This is a genomic window from Nocardia sp. NPDC051756 (assembly GCF_040681495.1).
Classification (GTDB): domain Bacteria; phylum Actinomycetota; class Actinomycetes; order Mycobacteriales; family Mycobacteriaceae; genus Nocardia.
In genome coordinates, this window is record NZ_JBFAYV010000002.1 from 624,669 (window position 1) to 641,874 (window position 17,206).

The 17,206-nt window shown below is 65.2% G+C and carries 20 protein-coding genes; 6 read left to right on the top strand and 14 right to left on the bottom strand.

Features of this window, described 5'->3' with window-relative positions; all coding sequences use genetic code 11:
* Positions 1 to 43: 43 nt before the first annotated feature.
* Positions 44 to 1,210: a helix-turn-helix transcriptional regulator gene (locus tag AB0M22_RS09035; protein WP_364722832.1), complete on the bottom strand. Its 1,167-nt coding sequence runs from the start codon at positions 1,208 to 1,210 to the stop codon at positions 44 to 46.
* Between the two features lie 289 nt (positions 1,211 to 1,499).
* On the opposite strand from AB0M22_RS09035, the gene AB0M22_RS09040 reads away from it, so the two are divergent.
* The 6 genes from AB0M22_RS09040 to AB0M22_RS09065 all read left to right on the top strand — a co-directional run bounded on the left by AB0M22_RS09040 (position 1,500) and on the right by AB0M22_RS09065 (position 3,317).
* On the top strand, positions 1,500 to 1,754 hold the full coding sequence (locus AB0M22_RS09040; protein WP_364722834.1) for a hypothetical protein: 255 nt from the start codon (positions 1,500 to 1,502) through the stop codon (positions 1,752 to 1,754).
* A 202-nt stretch (positions 1,755 to 1,956) separates the two neighbouring features.
* Positions 1,957 to 2,127, top strand: coding sequence for a hypothetical protein (locus AB0M22_RS09045; protein ID WP_364722836.1), 171 nt, complete (start codon positions 1,957 to 1,959; stop codon positions 2,125 to 2,127).
* Positions 2,127 to 2,327 (top strand): hypothetical protein, encoded by a 201-nt coding sequence (locus AB0M22_RS09050; protein ID WP_364722838.1) that lies wholly within the window; start codon positions 2,127 to 2,129, stop codon positions 2,325 to 2,327. Before AB0M22_RS09045 ends, AB0M22_RS09050 begins: the two co-directional genes overlap by 1 nt.
* On the top strand, positions 2,324 to 2,515 hold the full coding sequence (locus AB0M22_RS09055; protein ID WP_364722840.1) for a hypothetical protein: 192 nt from the start codon (positions 2,324 to 2,326) through the stop codon (positions 2,513 to 2,515). Before AB0M22_RS09050 ends, AB0M22_RS09055 begins: the two co-directional genes overlap by 4 nt.
* A 174-nt stretch (positions 2,516 to 2,689) precedes the next feature.
* On the top strand, positions 2,690 to 2,866 hold the full coding sequence (locus AB0M22_RS09060; RefSeq protein ID WP_364722842.1) for a hypothetical protein: 177 nt from the start codon (positions 2,690 to 2,692) through the stop codon (positions 2,864 to 2,866).
* A gap of 88 nt (positions 2,867 to 2,954) precedes the next feature.
* Entirely contained in the window at positions 2,955 to 3,317 is a 363-nt protein-coding gene (locus tag AB0M22_RS09065; protein WP_364722844.1) for a hypothetical protein, read from the top strand.
* A 12-nt stretch (positions 3,318 to 3,329) separates the two neighbouring features.
* On the opposite strand, the gene AB0M22_RS09070 is transcribed toward AB0M22_RS09065, so the two are convergent.
* Genes AB0M22_RS09070 through AB0M22_RS09130 form a run of 13 tightly spaced genes read right to left on the bottom strand, consistent with a single transcriptional unit; the run spans position 3,330 to position 17,204 of the window.
* On the bottom strand, positions 3,330 to 5,177 hold the full coding sequence (locus AB0M22_RS09070; RefSeq protein WP_364722846.1) for a hypothetical protein: 1,848 nt from the start codon (positions 5,175 to 5,177) through the stop codon (positions 3,330 to 3,332).
* A gap of 11 nt (positions 5,178 to 5,188) precedes the next feature.
* On the bottom strand, positions 5,189 to 5,629 hold the full coding sequence (locus tag AB0M22_RS09075; protein WP_364722848.1) for a hypothetical protein: 441 nt from the start codon (positions 5,627 to 5,629) through the stop codon (positions 5,189 to 5,191).
* Positions 5,630 to 5,643: 14 nt separating this feature from the next.
* On the bottom strand, positions 5,644 to 6,054 hold the full coding sequence (locus tag AB0M22_RS09080) for a hypothetical protein (RefSeq protein WP_364722850.1): 411 nt from the start codon (positions 6,052 to 6,054) through the stop codon (positions 5,644 to 5,646).
* Between the two features lie 15 nt (positions 6,055 to 6,069).
* A complete protein-coding gene (locus tag AB0M22_RS09085; RefSeq protein ID WP_364722852.1) occupies positions 6,070 to 6,939 on the bottom strand; it encodes a hypothetical protein in 870 nt (289 codons plus the stop codon).
* Positions 6,940 to 7,353 carry a hypothetical protein gene (locus tag AB0M22_RS09090; protein ID WP_364722854.1) on the bottom strand — a complete coding sequence of 138 codons (414 nt, stop codon included), beginning with the start codon at positions 7,351 to 7,353 and terminating at the stop codon, positions 6,940 to 6,942.
* Positions 7,337 to 7,504, bottom strand: coding sequence for a hypothetical protein (locus AB0M22_RS09095; protein WP_364722856.1), 168 nt, complete (start codon positions 7,502 to 7,504; stop codon positions 7,337 to 7,339). The genes AB0M22_RS09090 and AB0M22_RS09095 overlap by 17 nt, the downstream gene beginning before the upstream one ends.
* Entirely contained in the window at positions 7,504 to 7,869 is a 366-nt protein-coding gene (locus tag AB0M22_RS09100) for a hypothetical protein (RefSeq protein ID WP_364722858.1), read from the bottom strand. The genes AB0M22_RS09095 and AB0M22_RS09100 overlap by 1 nt, the downstream gene beginning before the upstream one ends.
* Positions 7,844 to 8,080, bottom strand: a complete 237-nt coding sequence (locus tag AB0M22_RS09105; protein WP_364722860.1) for a hypothetical protein — start codon at positions 8,078 to 8,080, stop codon at positions 7,844 to 7,846. Before AB0M22_RS09105 ends, AB0M22_RS09100 begins: the two co-directional genes overlap by 26 nt.
* Positions 8,077 to 9,513, bottom strand: a complete 1,437-nt coding sequence (locus AB0M22_RS09110; protein WP_364722862.1) for a DUF1906 domain-containing protein — start codon at positions 9,511 to 9,513, stop codon at positions 8,077 to 8,079. The genes AB0M22_RS09105 and AB0M22_RS09110 overlap by 4 nt, the downstream gene beginning before the upstream one ends.
* A 2-nt stretch (positions 9,514 to 9,515) precedes the next feature.
* On the bottom strand, positions 9,516 to 10,097 hold the full coding sequence (locus tag AB0M22_RS09115; protein WP_364722864.1) for a DUF2744 domain-containing protein: 582 nt from the start codon (positions 10,095 to 10,097) through the stop codon (positions 9,516 to 9,518).
* Positions 10,097 to 11,746, bottom strand: coding sequence for a phage tail protein (locus AB0M22_RS09120; RefSeq protein WP_364722866.1), 1,650 nt, complete (start codon positions 11,744 to 11,746; stop codon positions 10,097 to 10,099). Before AB0M22_RS09120 ends, AB0M22_RS09115 begins: the two co-directional genes overlap by 1 nt.
* Positions 11,743 to 12,687 carry a phage tail protein gene (locus AB0M22_RS09125; protein ID WP_364722868.1) on the bottom strand — a complete coding sequence of 315 codons (945 nt, stop codon included), beginning with the start codon at positions 12,685 to 12,687 and terminating at the stop codon, positions 11,743 to 11,745. The genes AB0M22_RS09120 and AB0M22_RS09125 overlap by 4 nt, the downstream gene beginning before the upstream one ends.
* Complete coding sequence (locus tag AB0M22_RS09130; protein WP_364722870.1) at positions 12,684 to 17,204, bottom strand: phage tail tape measure protein; 4,521 nt, start codon at positions 17,202 to 17,204, stop codon at positions 12,684 to 12,686. Before AB0M22_RS09130 ends, AB0M22_RS09125 begins: the two co-directional genes overlap by 4 nt.
* Positions 17,205 to 17,206: the final 2 nt, after the last annotated feature.

Consider the following 17,206-nt stretch of genomic DNA (forward strand, 5'->3'; position numbering starts at 1 on the left):
GACGATCGCGAACTGCGCAATACGCCCTTGCCTTGACTGCCCGTCAGGTCGGCGAGACGTTGAGCCAGCGGGCGAACTCGCCCGTGCTGCCAGTGCTCCGCTTCTCGAGGGCTACCACCGCATTGAGGGTCTCGCGCACGGCCGGATGCAACTTCGTCTGCTGCGGCGCAATCCGGCGAGCCACATTCAGCGATTTCATCGCTTGCTCCGGCTTGCCGGACAGCACCCATGCGCGAGCGATGTCCTGCCACAGATGCCCAGCCCGCGTCTGTGCGATCGACTTAGGCAGGATCAAGGCGGACCCATCGCGAGCGGCTCTGCCTGGATCGCCTGCTTCCAACTCCACTCCGACGGCATGGATCTCGGTGTTGGCCGGACCGAACAAGGTCTCATACGCGCGCGTCTCGAAGCCGAGCCGAGCGCCGATCACGCGGGCCTCCTCGATGTGCCCGCGAGCAGTATCAAGTCGAAGCGCGCGCGACGCTGCCACAGCGCCGGCAAGGTGCGCTGCGCCGATCACTGACAGCGCTTCCTCGGAGTCACCGTGCGCATCTGCAATCGCCCGATCGACCAACATCAGCGCCAAATCGGTGCTGTCCTGATAAACCAGCAGACGAGTGCGCATGACCTTGCCGACTGCGACGGCCAGGGGGTCGTCGGCTCGGGCTGCGGCCCAGTCGTATCTATCGATCGCGGGGATCGTCAGGGACATGAACCCGAAGCGGCGGCACATGCGATCGGCGGCGTTGTATGCACGGCAGAGCAGTTCGAACACCGCAGGTTCCGGGCTAACGTGCATCGCGCCGTACAACTGCCGGATCAACTTGGGGAGCCTGGCCAATGCCAAGCGGCTCTTGCCTTTACGGTCGTAGTCGTCGATCGCCTTCATCGAGGCGCGCAATTCCGGTATGGGCGGCGGCTCAAGCGGACGAACGTACTCGCCCTCGCAGAGGATCGCACGCAGTTCGGCGATGCCCTCCAGCGTTCCTTCTTCCTCAAGGGTGTCGCGATAGGGCGTGCCGTTCAGCACTTCGGGCTCAATACCGAGCACTCGCGCGGCAGCGTTCACAAACCCTGGGGCGGCCGGTTTGCGGCCTTGTTCGACCGCCTTGACCATCTGGATGCTGTAGTCCATTTCCCGCGCTAGTTGCGCCTGGGTCTTGCCGCTTATCCTTCGCTCGTGCGCGATGCGCTCGCCAATGCCTGCCATGCGCGGTGTCGTCTTTCGATCGCAATGGAATCCCCTCCATCAAGCGTACCGGGGGCATGAAGTCAATACCAGTAGCCCTTTGGTGGTACGCGGTAGTCCTTTGGTAGCCCTCCAGCTCTGGGGCAAATGTGAATCTGGTCTCAGCACCCGATGCCGGGCCCGAGCTTCACCGGACCCCGAACCGGCAACGCGAGGCACAACCTAACGCCCCCATTCGACCCAGGGGCCGATGGGCCTCCCCGGCGTCGAGTGCCCTCCAACCACACACGCATCCAAGGGGTATCGCCCAATGCCCGCCGAACAAGTCCTGCTCATCATGGTCGTCGCAATCGTGGTCGTCACCGCGATCGCCGCCATCGTTCCCGGCAAATCCAGACCAGCACCGATCCATAGCGCCGTCGGCCCCTACACCCCCGACGAAGCCCACGTGGTGTGGCAAGAGCACGCAGACTGCGTCATGAACTCCTGCCCCGCCCTGCACACGGCGTACTGGACGCTGGTCGACAGCGGCAAGCTGGTCGCCGACGCGAGGGCCGTCCGATGACCGCGCGCGGGAAGACACCGCCGCGCCCGTCTCTCGCGACGAAGGGCTGGGTGAACGACCACTGCACCAATCCCAGCCTGCCCTCTAATCTCACACATGCCCAAGGCATCCTCGGCCTCCACCTCACCTGCACTCCGCCGTGCCCGCGCAAACGTTCCGCCCAATGGTGGATCGACCGGCACCCCGCGCCCGAGGTGCAGGGATGACCCGCAAGGCGCTCGTCAACGAGGGGTGCGAAGACCCGCATAGCATCGGCGACCGCGGGCAGGCGGAGGGAATCCTGAAGATCCACAAGCCCTGCGTCCCGCCGTGCCCACGCAAGCGGGCCGCGATGGACTTCCTCGGGTGGCAGTCATCGAATGAGGAGCGCTGATGGACGCGCGCGGGATCCTCGACAGCGACGAACTCAAGGCCGCTCGGAAGCACCGAGATGAGTTGGCGCGCAACCTCGCCGAGACTGCGCCGCTGTTGAGCAACTTCGAACGCCGGCTGCTCGCGGTCATGATCGTGGCGGAGTTCATCGCCACCGCATCCGTCGCCGTCATGCGCTGGCGTGAAAGCCGCCGCTCGTGAGCGGCATCTATCCGCCCGCGGGCTGGCACCTGCTCGTCGCGTCGATCGGTGCCCACACCGCTGAGGTAATCCAGTCCTATATGAAGGCCGAGAATGTGGACATCGACGATGCCGTGGCCGACTTGATCGAACTCGGGGAGACCGCGCTTAGGGCACGCCGCACAGCCGACACTGGACCTCGGACCTGATCGCCTTGAACGCACGAAACGCCCCGCCCCTCGCGATTGCGAGAGACGGGGCGAGTTCGTTGGACAAGCTACTCAGGGCGGTGGACAGGCTCGCTCGCGAGTACGACACGCATTGGAACGGTGCCGAACACCTCGCACGATGGGCGCTGCACCCCCGACCGATAAACTGGGTCAGTGACGTTTCAGGTCGGGGACCGAGTGCAAGTCAAAGCAAGTCCGATATCGGTGTTCGAGGTGACCGAGATCGACGTGGACGGCGACCCGCAACGCGTCAAGATCCAAGCCGCCGAACCCGCGCCGGGCCGCTACCCGTTCATCCACAACGTCGACGCCTTGATCGCCGCGGAGTAACGCCGGCAACCAGGCTGCGATTCCCTGGGCATGACGTGGCGATGACGCGTACCGTCACCGCACGGCCATAGCGAGGGGAACGCCTGTCATGAGTACACCGATCTGGAAGCAGACCAAAGTCCTGATCCCCGTAGGCGTGCTCGTAGTGGTGATGGCAGCACTAATTGCAGGGGTTTCGTTTCTCGGATCCCGGCCGATCGACCCAGACGCGGTGATGGTCTCTGCGTGCAAGGAAAGCGCGCTGTCAAAGGTCAAGTCGCCTTCAACCGCTTCCTTTGGTCCGATGCATACCGAACCGTTGACATCGCCCGGCGAGTACACGCATCAGATAACCAGCTGGGTAGATGCCCAGAACGGATTCGGGGCAATAGTTCGCGCAAAGGTCTACTGCCACATGCGCGTCACGTCTGACGGCGACGTGCGCGTTGTATCGACGGTGACCGAACGTTGAGGAAGTTCTCGATCACAGGATGGCGTAGGCCGCCCAGTCGTCCAAGTTGGCCGGCGGGTCACCACCGCCGCTGACTGCGGAGTCGTCCTCGCCGTGAACACCGCAGTAGTGGTTGGTCAGCGGGACCTGCCCGGTGGTGAACGTGCCCTGCAACACCGGCACGTTGTCGAGGAACGCCGTGTACACGGTCCCCCGTGCCTCGATGCGGATCTTGCTGCCCTCGGGCGCCGCGGTCGTGCTGATGATGTCGGCGAGCCCGGTCGCGGAGGTGAACGTCGTACCGTCCCATGAGTACATACAGATGCCGTGTTTGTCCGCGACCCGCCAATAGTGCACGCCACCATGGGAACTCGCCGGATCGGCGCGCACGCACACGCTCACGCTTGAGTGCAGCGGTGCTCGACTGTGCCAGCGGATCCGGGCCTCGCACGCCTGATCGTCGGTCGAGGATGCGTTGACGTGCCAGCCGTAGGAGATCGGCTCCGAGGCGTTCCCGACTGCGGAGAGTTCGTTGGACGCGATATACAGCGGCCCGAATCTGGTGGTCCAGGACGCGCCCAAGCTTGCTCTGGTGAAGTCGTCGCTGGCGAACAGGCTGTACGGGGTGACGTCCTTGCCGACGAAGTTGTCGAGGCTGTGGCTGTTGGTCGTCGAGACCCGCTGCACGTACAGGCCGAGGTAGCGGTGGCTGCTGTCGCCCCACGTCGTATCTCGGTAGCTGCTCCCGTTCTTGACGCCGTTGAGGTACACGGAATACACATTGTTCTCGTCGACCTGAACGCGAGCTGTGTTGCCGCTCGAGACGGTGACCGTTCCGGAGCCGATCGCGGTATAGGTGCCGTTGATGCCGGTGATCCGGCCCAACTGCCAGCCACCGTTGTAGACGCCGAACAGGACCATCTCGGTCATTGCCGCGTTGCAGCGCAACACCGCCCCCGCGACGGCGGTGCCGTTCGGCGCCGACCCCACGGTGAACTCCACCGACTGATACGGGGTGACGGTTTGACTGTTGTAGATCGCGGCCCGACGGCTGGCGGTGGTGCCCTGCACCGCGAGCTGATTGGAGATGATGCCGAGGTCGCCGCCGGTCTCGGTCCAGTTCGCGCCGAGGCTTGTGTTGTTGGCGCGGTTGAAGTCGTCGGTAAAGTACGCACCTGCGGACACCGCTGGCACCAGTGCCGCCGCCGTCGCGGCGGCCGTAGGCAGCGTGATCGATCCACCACCTCCGATGACCGGCAGGAGGGCAGCGGCAGATGCTTGCGCGCGCGGGAGGGTGATCGCCGCGCCTGCTGTGAACGTCGGTACCAGCGCGGCCGCCGCGGCAGAGGGGGCCGGCAGCGTGACGCCAGCTCCGCTGACGACCGTCGGGAGGAGGGCCTCGCCCACGGCGGTCGCAACAGGCAGGGCCACTTGAGCTATCACTGCGACCGACGGGAGCAAGGCGGTGGCGGTGGCCTCTGCGCGCGGTAGCAGGACCTCCCCGGCAACCACCACCTGCACGAACGGCGGAACCGCGCTCCCCGTCGCCTCAGCGGTGGGCAGCTCGATCGTTGCCCCGGCCGACATCTGTGGTGCAACAGCAGCCGCCGCGGCAGTGGCCGACGGCATCGCGACTGCACCGCCAGCAGTGATCGTCGGTGTGCGGGCCTCGCACACCGCTGTCGCGGTCGGCAAGACGACTGCCGCGCCGGACTTCACGTCCGGGACGTGAGCGCCGGCGGTCGCGGTGGCGCGGGGCAGCGTGACAACCGCGGGGGTCGTTCCGTCGAATACGACCTCCTCACCCAGGATGACGTGGGTGACCTGGGCGGTGCCGAGCCGGACGTATTTGGGTGCGCGGCCACCGCCGAACAGAGGCACAGGGACCGGGCCTAGGAGATGGTAACGGTGCAGAGGCCACCGGAGTTGACGGTGGAGCTGAAGGTGGAGGACGTGACCGGGATGTCGGCGTTGAACGTCACGTACATGATCAGCGGGCGCGTCGCGTCGCTGCCGGGGGTGGCGTCGTAGACGACCAGCGTGCGAGCGGTGAAGGTCGCGCCTGGCCCCCAGGAGAAGTCATCGCAATCCAGCTTGAGCGTGTTTGTGGCGCCGTCGTAGGAGATGGTGCAGTTGGCCAGCGTGAGACCGCCTGCGGTGTAGCCCGTGCCGGTGATCTCGCTGGTGACATCGGACTTGTACTGGTGAGTGTCCTGGTCAGGGGTATAGCTCGCGCTGCACAGCATCGCCTTCATGGTGTCGCTGTTGAAGTCGATTTCCTTGTTGAACGCGGAGACGAACGCCTTGCCGTAGAACTTCGCCACATCAGCCATTGGAGAGCCTTTCTCTAGTCTTCAACGACCACGTAAAGGGTTTCGGGGTCGGGTGCGGTGAGCGCCAGATAGGCGGACTCGGTGATGCGTTGGGCGCGTGCGACACCGCCGCTGTTCCGGACAGCAGCGATCTCGTCGCCGGGCAGCACGGGCAGGCCGGCCTCGATCAGCGGCATCAGCCGGATCGGTGTGCCCCAGTCGGGAATCTCGATGGCGTAGGTCTGCATGCCGATCCGGACCCGCGCCGGGCCGGGCTCGAGGTTGCCGGTGGTGATGACACCGTTGATCGGCAGGTACTGGTGGGTCGTGGTCGTGACAATCGCGCTACCGTCGGACTTGTCGCGGATCACGTAGGTGGAGAAGAAGACTGGGTCCTTCTCTGGCGCGCCCGCTAGATCGGTGAGGGTGTCGGTGATGACGGTCACTGCTTGGTTCTCCCGTCAGCTCAGGGCGTAGTAAGGGACAAACCCGTTGTCGAAGCTCAGCGAGCCGTAGGCGATCGAAGACAGCGGCGAGGAGGAACTCCCCGCTGTGGCGTAGAGCGCGGCGGGCTTGAAGCCTGCGGGGGCCGACAGCGGCCAGAATGTGAGCTGGCACAGCGAGTTGCAGGTCTGGGCTACCGAGGTGACTTGCAGTGTGGCCAAACCGAATATGTCGGCCTTCTTCGCCACGATCGAATTGTTCAGCCCGAAGGTATATTCGGTATTGGTGCCGCCAACCGCGGCCTTGATGTCGCCGGTCTGCGCCACCTTGGTCAACAACCCAGACCCTGGGGTCATCTTGTATACGACGAGATAGAAGCCCTGGATACCCAACAGTGTCCAGCTATCGCCGGTGATGAATGAGAAGTTGTTGTAGGTGCGGTCTTTTGAGCATTCGACGAATCCGAGCTCGGTCTTGTTGGCACCGTGACCGGCCGGTTGATAGTCCGGAACGGCGTACTGCAACGTTCCCGACCCGCTTACGCTGTGGTTGTGGGATCCAGCGGAGCTCGTGCTGCTACCGCTGACGCTGTGGGTGTGCGACCCTGAACTGAAGGTCGTCGCGCTGAGGTTCACACCTGATGCTTTGCGGGCAAGCATGATGCGCGGGAAGGTCGAGTCAGCTTCTCTGGTGAATGTGGCCCATAGCGGCGCGCCGGTTGGCAGAACGTTGCCGACTGGATTGTTGATGCTGTTCTGCACGTTGGTAAATGACACCTTCGCGCCGCCGGTGGTGATCGCCTTCACTGATGCTTCGTTCAAATCGGACCCGAATTCGGATCCGACGATGAACGCATCGTCCGGCCGAGACGCGCCGGGGGTGGTCATTCAGATGCAACCCAGCTTGTCGAGGCCGGCGGTGATGGTGTTCGCAGCGGTCTCGCGTAACTTCACCTGCTCGGCCGAGGCCACCGGCGATGGCGGGTTGGCCTTCAGGCTCAGTGCCAGGAATTGGTAGAGCGGGCACAGGATTTCGGTACTGGTCCGCTGCTGCACTTCCCGGACATCCCGCGTGTTGGTGTCCACCTGCCGATAGAGGAATCCGCCCGCGATCAGCACGAGCCCCATAAATCCCACCGCTATCCGAGTGGTGTTCAGTCCCTTCCGCTGTGCATCGGTCTCCTTGCGCTGCTCTTCGATCCTGGTGAGCAGGCCCTCATGCGTATCGAGTCGAGTAGACAGGGCGCCTACGGATTCGGTGAGATTGCCTACAGCGGCAATCAATTCAGACTGATCCGTCATGACCGTCCCTTCGGCAGGGATTGATCTCTGTTTCGAGATCGTTGATGTGGGTGGCCAGGTCGTCGAGCAGCGTCCGCAATTTGCCGACCGTCTCGTGCGTTTGACGGAGGGTGTCCTCGACGTTGTCGTGGTCGCGCTCGTATTTCGGCATCACTGCCGCCGACGATCGTGCATGGTTTCGAACGCCTCCCGAATGGCGTCTGTTGCTCGCACGAGCTCACCGGCGAGCTTGTCGTTGATGAGTCGATTCAGGTCACGCAGTTCGCTTTCCATCCGGTCACCGCGTGTGACTTCTTTTCCGTACGCCGAATCGGCTCGCTGTATTGCGTCGCGGTGCGCGGCCTCGATCCGCTCGATCTCCGCCTTGTGCGCGGCCTCGAGGTTGTTGAACAGTCGGTATGCGACGAATAGTGCGATGACCGCCACCGCGCCTACCGCGCCGTATTGGAGCAACGAGTCGGTCCCTGGTGACACGTCGTTGCCTTGGAGATCAGTCGCCAGCAGCCAGATCAGCACTGCCGGAGTCCTCACCTGCCTTGAGGACTGGCGTTACGGCCGGGCGGATGAGAATTCCCGCGATGATCGGGCTCAGTACCGCGTAAACGGTGACGACCGATTCGATCCAGCTGACGTCGATCTGGTGGCCGAGGACGAACGCGATGACGCCGGTGACTGCGACCAGGGCCGAGCGGATGAGGGCGGGTTCGGGTACGCGGGTGCGATTCACTTAGTATCTCCTTCCAGGCCGAAGCCTTCGAGTCCGAGCTTCTCGCCGATAAGGGCGAGGGCTTCGACAACGGTGTTTCCGCCGAGGGCGTCCCAGCGGGTCGGCTCGCCCGCGCGCTCGCGGGCGCCGGGCCCGACGAGCTGGTCGAGGATCAGCCCGTTGTACTGGTCGACGTACTTGAGGACGTCGCGCACGCTGACTGTGTGGCCGGCCCAGTTCGTGATGGTCTCGTCGAGAAATGCCATGTCGGCTCCATTTGGTTGTGTGCCTGCGTATTTCGCGACGGCGGCCGTGAAGGCATCCCAAGGGAAACCGTCGCCGACGTCGGTGTGTGTGCCGATCCCAAGTCCCGCGGTGATGGCGTAGTGGTCGGCGATCCCTGCTTCTCCGCGGCCAAGTTCGTCGGGGGTGATGACCCGCGGCGGGATGCCGTATCGGCGGCAGTCCTTCACCGCGAGGTATGCGGCGATGTCGATCGCCGGGCCCATGTTGTCGAGCCACTGTTGTCGCGACCAGCCCGCGCGGGATCCGGCGAAGCACAGGTTGATCGCTCGCGGGTTGGCGTTGAGCACGGACCATGAGGAGAGGTCGGTGTCTACGACGTCGACTACCTCGTCGTTGTCGACGGTGTAGTGGTAGGACACACCAGAGTTCGGGTTCTGCAAGAATCCCGCCAACGACTGTGCGGTGCCGTTGCCCTCTTGGGTGTGGAGGAGGAACCAGATCGGCTTCGATCCGCCGCGTGGGCTGCAATTCGGCGAGACGTCAGTTTCGTCCAGCTCAAGGAAGTCGGGTTTCACGGAGTCTCCGATCGGTCGGTCGGCCGACCATTGGCCGTAGTCGGGCTTGAGGACTTCGTTCACGTCGACACCGACGCCGCCGACGGTGCGTTTGTCGATCTCGATCTGGTGCAGATGGGCGGCTGCGTGGTGGCCGTTGCTCGCCGGGTCGCCGGACCAGTTGTGTTGCCAGAACCAGCGGGCCGCGTCGTCTTCCAACGCCCAGTCGATGCACCTCGCGTTGCCGTACATGCCCGTCCACTCGAGGCCGACGACCGATGCCCAGCCGCGCAGGAAGGGGGCGATGTAGGTGTTCCACTGCCCTAGATCCGGGTTCGCGTCGACGGGTGCGTAAATCGGTCGCCGGTCTGGGCCACCGGCTTCGTAATGCAGCCGGAGAGCGATCTCGGCGTGACGACACCCACCGTCGTAGCCGCCGAACCAGTCGGAGGTGGAACCCTTGCCGTACTGGTAATTCGACACGATCTCGAGCCCTTCGGCACGCAGCCGGTCGCAGTAGTCACGGCGCAGCGGTTTCGCACCGAAGTTCGCGCCTGGACGGGACTCCGAGACGTAGCCGATCACCCCCGCGTATCCAGCTGCCTTGATCGCCTCGGGGTCGATTAAGGCAGCTGAGAAGTCGAGCAGTTGCATGGTCACCCCTTGTGGCGCTTCAGGATTCCGTTGCGGGCTTGACCGTTTCGTTCGGCATAGAGCACCCGCCCCCGTTCGACGTCGTCATCGAGGTCACGCAGGTAGGCGTTCACCTCGGTGACCGAGTGGGCGGCCGGGTCGAACCGCGGCGGCTCGTCGAGCGCGTCGACCACTTGCGCGGTCGGCTGCTCGGGTTCGGGTTCGTTGATGCGGTAGCCCTGATATCGGAGGCGTTCGACGACGGCCTCCCGCTCGCGGACGGTCATCGAGGCGGGGTCTTGGATCACGACGGGGTCCGGTTCGGCCTCGCCGACCGGTCCCCAGTCGCCGAGGCCGTTGAACGGTGTCTGCTCGCCGCGGTAGGGGCGACGCAGCGTCTTCGTCGCCAGGTCCGGATCGATAGGCGGGCAGCCGACTTCGGCGAGATGTTTGGAGATCGCGCGGGCGATCGCCTCCGGCCAGACGATCCGGTTGCGGCCGCCGGCATCGGACCCGAATCCCACGGGAATGAACTGGAGTGCGTAGAGGAACCGTTCCTCTGGGTTATCGGGGTCGCAATCCTCGAGCCGCCAGATCTTGCCCACTACAGCACCCCCAGATCGCGGGCGATGGACGCGACTTCTTGCAGCATTTCCAATGCTTTCTGCACGGGGTCTTCGGGTTCGCGGTGCCCGATGGTTATGTCCCAACGCGGCGTGGTCTTGCGATCCCAGCTCAGGGTGAGTTCGGTGATGCGATCGACGTAGACCTTCCCCGGCGGACCCCAGTCCTGCACGGTCGTACCGATACGTGTGCCGAGGTAGGCGTTGCCTTTGCCGCGCTGGCCGATCCGCAGGTTCTCCACGCCGTCGGCGACGGTGACCTGGTGGGTGGTCTGCTCCCGGGTCCGCCACATCCCGGTGCGTAGCGCGATCAAGGCCGACAAGGTGTAGGCGCGGTCGGCGCCTTCGCACCAGGTTTCCTGGTAGTGGCTCCAGCCCAATCTCTGCGCTCTTCCGATGTCCTGCCACTTCATGAACGCCAGGAACACGTCGGTATACAGGGGTTTCAGCAGGGCGTCGACCATGCCGCCGATCGGTGGCACGAACAGTGCTGCGGCGATCAAGTCGCCGAGCATGTTGATCGCCGCGCTGATGAGCTCGTTGACGCCGGGCATGCTGTGGCCGCCGGTGACGAACTCGGTGTCGGTCGCGGGCTTCCAATGAAACGAGTTGGATTGGATGCCCGTGCGGTCGCCGTCGCGCAGGATGATCCCCGGCGCCGAGGGCACCGTGCCATACCAGCCCGGCTGGCCGTACTCAGCGGGGAACGTCGGGTCGTCGATGACATCGACGCCCTGGGTCATGCCGTCGGAGCCGATGGAGGTGAACGCCCGGATCAGGCCGTCGAAGATGTTGCCGCCGAACGAGGTTTCGGTGTCCCAGCCGGAGTTGTCGACGAGGTCCCAGACCAGCGTGCCGTGCCGCAGGTTCGCGCCCGGCCACGGTGGCGGGTCGCCTTGCAGCCAACGCCGCGGCTCCCACGTCAACTGGCCATCCGCGACAATCCGTTTGCCGGCGTCGTGCATGTATTTGAAGCGGCTATGGAAGATCGCGAATTGCGAACTGTCCGAACCGATATCGAGCGGGGCGACGACCTGCGACCAGGTCGACTGGTTCAGGTTGAACCACTGGCTGGCGTCCATCGGATCGTCGGGCAGCGTCCACAGGTTGCCTTCGAGGCGAAGGATGTTCAGGAACAGGGCGAGCTTGAGGCACCACTTCGCTGGGCCGAACAGGATGAACAGCCGCGGGAACTGGATCTCTGGAGGCAGGAACGGGTTGCTGTAGGCGAGGATGTGCTTGAGGTGCTCGTAGTCGCTCTTGAACGTCGCGCGGACGATGCGCCGGCCGTCGGTGTCCTTGGCGAGCTCGAGGTCGTCGAGCATCCCGCCCCAGCGGGCGCCGTCTTTGTCGACGGTGACGAATACGTTCGCGGTGGAGCGGGCGTCGTGGTCGGTCAGCCACCGCGACAGGTAGTAGTGCGACGGGAGTTCGATTGTGCCGACGCCGGTTTCGTTCTCCGGCAGGGTGAATTTCGCGCTGATCTCGTTGTGGACTTCGCCGACCAGAGTCCAGTTGCCGTCCCAGATCTGTACCAGTGGCGGCTTGATGCGGCGATCGTGGTCGCGGGTGAGGCGCTCGGCGATCTCGCCGAAGACTTGATCGAAGTCGATCGTTGCGACGGTTGTCATTCGAGCCCCCAGGGTCGTGGCCATGGCCGCGGGCACAGCACCTGGATGCCGGTGCCGGCCGGGGCGCCGGTGACGGTGACGGGAACTTGCGTGGGCGGTGTGCCGCCGGGCAGCGAGTAGGCGAACCGTTTGCCGCCCATCCGCTGATAGAACTGCGTGTCCAGGCTGGAGTTGAATTGGCCGTTGAGCGCCATCTTGTCGGTGTCGACCAGCAGGTGTTCGTTGAGCAGCAGTGGCGCGAGCTGTACCTTGCGGGTGGCGTCCTCGGTGGCGCGGTCGTATTCGTCGCTGCCCCACGAATAGTCCGGCAGGGTGACGACCATCCCCGCGTGCGAGGCCTGGATGCGCCACTGCGGCCAGATCTCGTAGTCGGCCGGCAGCGGGTTGGACACGGTGACGTAGCCGGTCTCGGTGCCGCCGCCGGTGGTGTCGGTCTGCGTGATGAACGTCGACACGGCCGGTGTTTCGATCCAGCGCGGGTAGGCGCCGACAACCGGGATCAGCAGCAGCCCATACTGTTCGGAGTCCGGATCGTTGACCGCCTTGATCTTCATCTTGGCGCCGAGGCGCACCGGCAGGCACCGGCGCGAGTCCGATGTCGACACCCACAGCTTGGAGTCACGCTTGAAACTCCACGCTTTGCGGAACTCCGAATCGACGTAACGCCAGGGCTTTTGGGGTGTGCCGTAGACGTGGACGGCGAGGATGAAGTCGTACTTCTCCTCACGGATTCCGCCGTAGGTCGCGCCGACCTCGAACGCCGTGCTGTTGTACAGGGCGGTGACGGGCGGGTCGTACATGCCGTCGAAGTCGAACCCGGCGTCCTCATCGGCCAACGCCACACCGCGGTCCCACTGCCCCACCCCGGCCAGTGGCCACAGGTCGTTCGGGCTGCCGCAGCCCTCGAGCTCGATGAGGGTTCCCTGGGGCGGATCGATCATGTGCGGGGCACCAGGCCGCGGACGCGGTCGCGTTGGTCGATCTGCATCATCTTCCATTCCCGCTGGAACTCGCCGGCGGTCATGCCCGTGTACAGGTTGTCGATGCGGACGCTGCCGTCGATGTTCGGGGCGACTGGCGGGCGGGCGGTCGCGGCGGCGCGCAGCTGGCTGCCGTTGAGCACCCATTCGGTTTCGCCGCTGGTGTTGATCGCGGCGGTTCCGTGGGGCAGCGGGCCGCCCTGGTCGCGGATGACCGCGGGGATGGCGAGGGTTTTCATCATCTCCTCGAGCCAGTTCGGGGTACCCGGAACGACGGGGCCTTGTGTGGCGAGCTCGTCGGCGCTGGGCGATGCCGGGGTCGGCTTGGACTTCGCGGTGTTCTTCTGGCTCTTCTTCGCGTAGTCGCCGGCGATGCCGATCGCGGCGCCGGTGACGCCTTGGATGTCGCCGCCGAGCCCGGTGACGTTGAGAACGTCGCTCACCTGTCCGGTGACGAATGCCTTCGCGGCATCGCCGAGCAGTTCGACAGGGCTGCTGTAGCTGCTGCCGGATCCGGACGCACCGGAGGTGTCCTCGTTCTGCTTCTTCTGCTCGGCGGCAAGGGCGTTCATCGCCTTCTGGAGGTCGAGGTCGGCGGCGCGGCGCTCGTCCTCGCCTGCCTCCGGATCGGCGTAGACGTCATCGCGGTCGGCCTTGGCGTTGCGGATCGCGATCTGCAACTCTTCGAGCCGGATCTGATCGTCGGTGAGGTTCCCGGTCAGGGCCGGCGCTTCCGCGACGGGACCGCCGGTGCTGTTCGCCTCGTCGCGTTTGCGCTCGAGTTCCTGAATGCGGAGCTCGGCGCGCTGGACATCGATCTGGGCTTGCCGCTTGTCGTCCGCGGTCTTCTTCGGATCCTTGAGATCCTCGTCGCGCTGGATCTTGGCCTTGTTCAGGCTCAGCCGCGCCGACTCCAGCTCGAGGTCATCGCTGGCGTCCCACTTCGACGCGCCCGCACCGGACTTCGATCGGGAACTGCGGCCGCCGGAGGAGGATTCGGGCGGATTCCACTGCGAGGTCGGGAGATAGAACTTCAGCGGCAGGTTTCCGCTCGACGCTGGTTGTGCTCCCGCACCGACGCGCACACCGTTGGAGCCCGACTCCAGCGGCGTTCCGGCGAGGGTGCCGGCCATGTGGCTGTACTGGCCACCGCCACCGCGGTAGATGCCGATCGACAGCCCGCGCCCGGTCGGGTCGAGTCCGCCCTTGAATTCCAGTCCGGCGAAATCAGATTCGGTCGTGAACCAGCGCGTACGCGGGTCCAGCCCCTTCAGCAGGGCGTAGGCCGCGGAGATGAACCCGGAGCAATCCCAGCTCGGGTTTCCGGTGCCTCCGTACTGGTACGGCTTGCCGGACTCGCCCCGCAGGAATCCCATCGCCCGGCTGAGTGCGATACCCCCGTCGGCCATCTTCGTGAGGCCGAACCCGAAGTGGCCGGCCACCTGGCCGAGGATGTTCACCGACCGGGACCGCTTTGCGGGGGCGAGCGGGATGAACGCCTCTCCGCCGGTCTCCGGCTCTGATACCTGATAGAGCCTGGTCTGAGGCGTCCATACTGTCGCCTGACTTGGCAGGTTGTCGATCCCGCCGTCGGCGCGCGGGGCGATCGGGATGTCGTCGACGTTCTCGTGCAGCTTCTGCAACGTCGAGAGCGGTAGGCCCTCGTATTGGAGCTTGACCTTCTGGGTCTTGTCGGGCAGGTTCTTCGCGATCAGCTCGTCGAGCTTCGCGTTCACCGCGGGGACGTCCGGTGCGGAGACGTGGATGACGCCCGGCTTGCCGTTGACCTGATCGATCAGCGCACCGGCCTCGGTGAGCCGGGCCTTGGCCTCGTCGGTGAGTGCGTCGATGGGGATGGTGATGCCCTGGGCGTTGGTGCGAAGCAAGCCTTCCATGACAACGAGCTGCTGCTCGACGCTGTCGGCGCCCTTGAGTTGCGCGAGGATCTCGATGTCGCGGGGCAGCAGGCCGAGCTGCTCGGCCATCACCCGCACCTGGTCGGCGGTCAATCCGCTGGCGTTGGCAAGCTCCTGGAATTTCTCGCCGTTCTTGGCCAGGATCGGGCCCATGTCCGCGCCGGATTCGGCGACACCGATGGTCGCATCCCGGATCGCGGTGAGCTCGTCGTAGAGCAGTTTGCCGTTCTCGGTGGCGGTGTTGACCTGACCGTTCTGGCCGATGAGTGCCGCGCCGAAACCTTGTGCGGCATCCCAGGTTTCGGCGGTAGCCTTTGCTGTCTCGCGGACCTGCTCGTTGTATTTCGCGAGTGCTTCCTGCGCGGCGATCGGCTTGCCGGAGAGAATGTCGAGCGCGGACTTCATCGCGTCGACCCGGTCGGCCGCAGACGCGGATTCATCCGAGAGGGTCTTTACCGCTTGGGTGAGCGTGGCGAATCCTGGCGTCGTATTCTTCGCGACCTCTTGGGCTTTGACGATCCCGTTCCGTAGCTCGGTGAGCTGGGCCACCGCGAATCGTCCGTCGACGCCCATGGCGTTGAGCTTGGTGGAGAGGGTGTCGAACTTGGACTGATCAGCCAGGGTCGCGGCGAGTTCCTGATCCGACATTTTCAGGTCGTCGATCAGCTTCTTCGCCCCGGCCCACCGGTCGGCGTACCAGTCCTTGTCATAGGCATCGCCCAGACTGAAAGTTATTGTGCCCTTTGCCTTCTCGAAGAACCCGGACTTGTACTTGCCTGCCTCGTCCAGGCTCTTCTTCATGATGTCGATCTGAGACACCACATTGCTGACCGCCTGGTCATTGAACGCACCGTCGTTGATCGAGAAGATCTCCGACAGTTCACTGCGGGTTTTGGTGAGTTCGTTCAGCGACGCCTTCATCGCCTTCGCGTGGTCTTCACCCTTCTTCATTTCCGACCACAGCTGATAGATGGCCACGCCAGCGGCGAGCACACCGACCACCAGCGGGCCGCCGAGGAGATTGACCAGCCCACCAGCTGCCGCGCGGGCGCCGGTCGTGGCGGCGGCGACGGTTCCTTGTGTGCGCGCGAAGGTGGAGGCCGCGGTGGCGGCGTTGAGGTAGGAGGTTTGCATTCGGGTGATGACCGGTGCGTGTGTGCCGAGCTGGGAGACCGCGGACCCGAACCGGCCGAGGCCGACCGCTCCCATGCCGGCGACTTGCACAACGCGCCCGGTGGCGGTGGCGACCGCGACGGTGGCGGCGCTGAAGGCGCGCATCGCGGCGACACCCGAAGTCAGCCAAGCGCCTAGCGCGGTGGCGCGCAGCGCGACGAACGCCGCGACAGCTGCATACACCACCGGTGGGAGGTCAGTGAACCAGCCGACGACCGGGCCGATCGCGTGCCCGACGTCGACCGCTGTATCCGCGGTGGCATGCAGAGCGCCGACGATCTTCGGGGTGGCCTCACCGATCTTGTCGGCGGCGCCGGTGGCGAAACTTTCCAGCGGGCCCTTGACGAGGTCGTAGATGCCGAGCGCGAGCACCTGGGCGGCGTTGGTCGCCATCTGCATCGCGCCGGGCAGCCCTTGCATCTTCGCCGCGGCGACCGCGGCCGCCGAGCCTTGGCGCGACATCGCGTTGTGCAACTGGTCGTAGCCGGCGACGCCCTTCTCCGCGGCGATCGCGGCCAGGCGCATCGCGTCGGACCCGAACAGGGTGGCGGTCGCGGCCTGATACACCTCGGGTGTCATCCGTCCGGCGGCGGCGTCGAGCTGCTCGAACATCGCGCGCAGTCCAACGAACTTGCCCTGGGAGTCGTAGACGGTGAGGCCGAGCTGCTTGATCGCGGCCTGCGCGGGTTTGCCCTGGTCGGTGAGCGCGAGCATGGCGGTCTTGAGCAGTGTGCCCGCGTCCGAGCCCTTGATGCCGGAGTTGGCGAACAGGCCGATTGCCGTGGCCGCGTCTTCGACGGTGAGGCCGAACTGGTGAGAGACCGCGCCGGCCTGCTGCATCGCCCATGCGACATCGGTGATTTCCGCGCTGGAGGCGTTGGCGGTGTTGGCGAGGACGTCGGCGACCCGGCCCGCATCGGAGGCTTGGAGGCCGAAGGCTTGCAGTGCCTGGCCTTGGATGGTCGCGGCCTGGGCGGCGTCGATCTGCGCGGCGGCGGCCAGCTGGAGTGACCCCTTGGCGGCATCCATGGACTGCTGTACCGAGAACCCGCCCTTGGCGAGCTCGGTCATCGCCGCGGCGGCGTCCGATGCTGAGGTTCCGGGCAGGGTGACGTCGGAGCCGAGCTGTTTGGCGCGCTCGGAGACCTTCGCCATCTGGTCGGCGGTCGCGCTGGCAACGGCTTTCATCGTGTTCAGCGATGTGGTGAAGTCGTTGCCGATCTGGATGATCTTCCCGAACGCGACGGCCGCGCCGCCGCCGACAGCGAGGCCGATACTCGAGCCGATTGCGCCGGCGGCGCCGAGGGCGGGGGCGAGGCCGCCGCGCATCTCCGGGATGAAGCGCCGCAGGTCGGGCGCGATGAGGATGTCGATCCGTCCACCGGCCATGG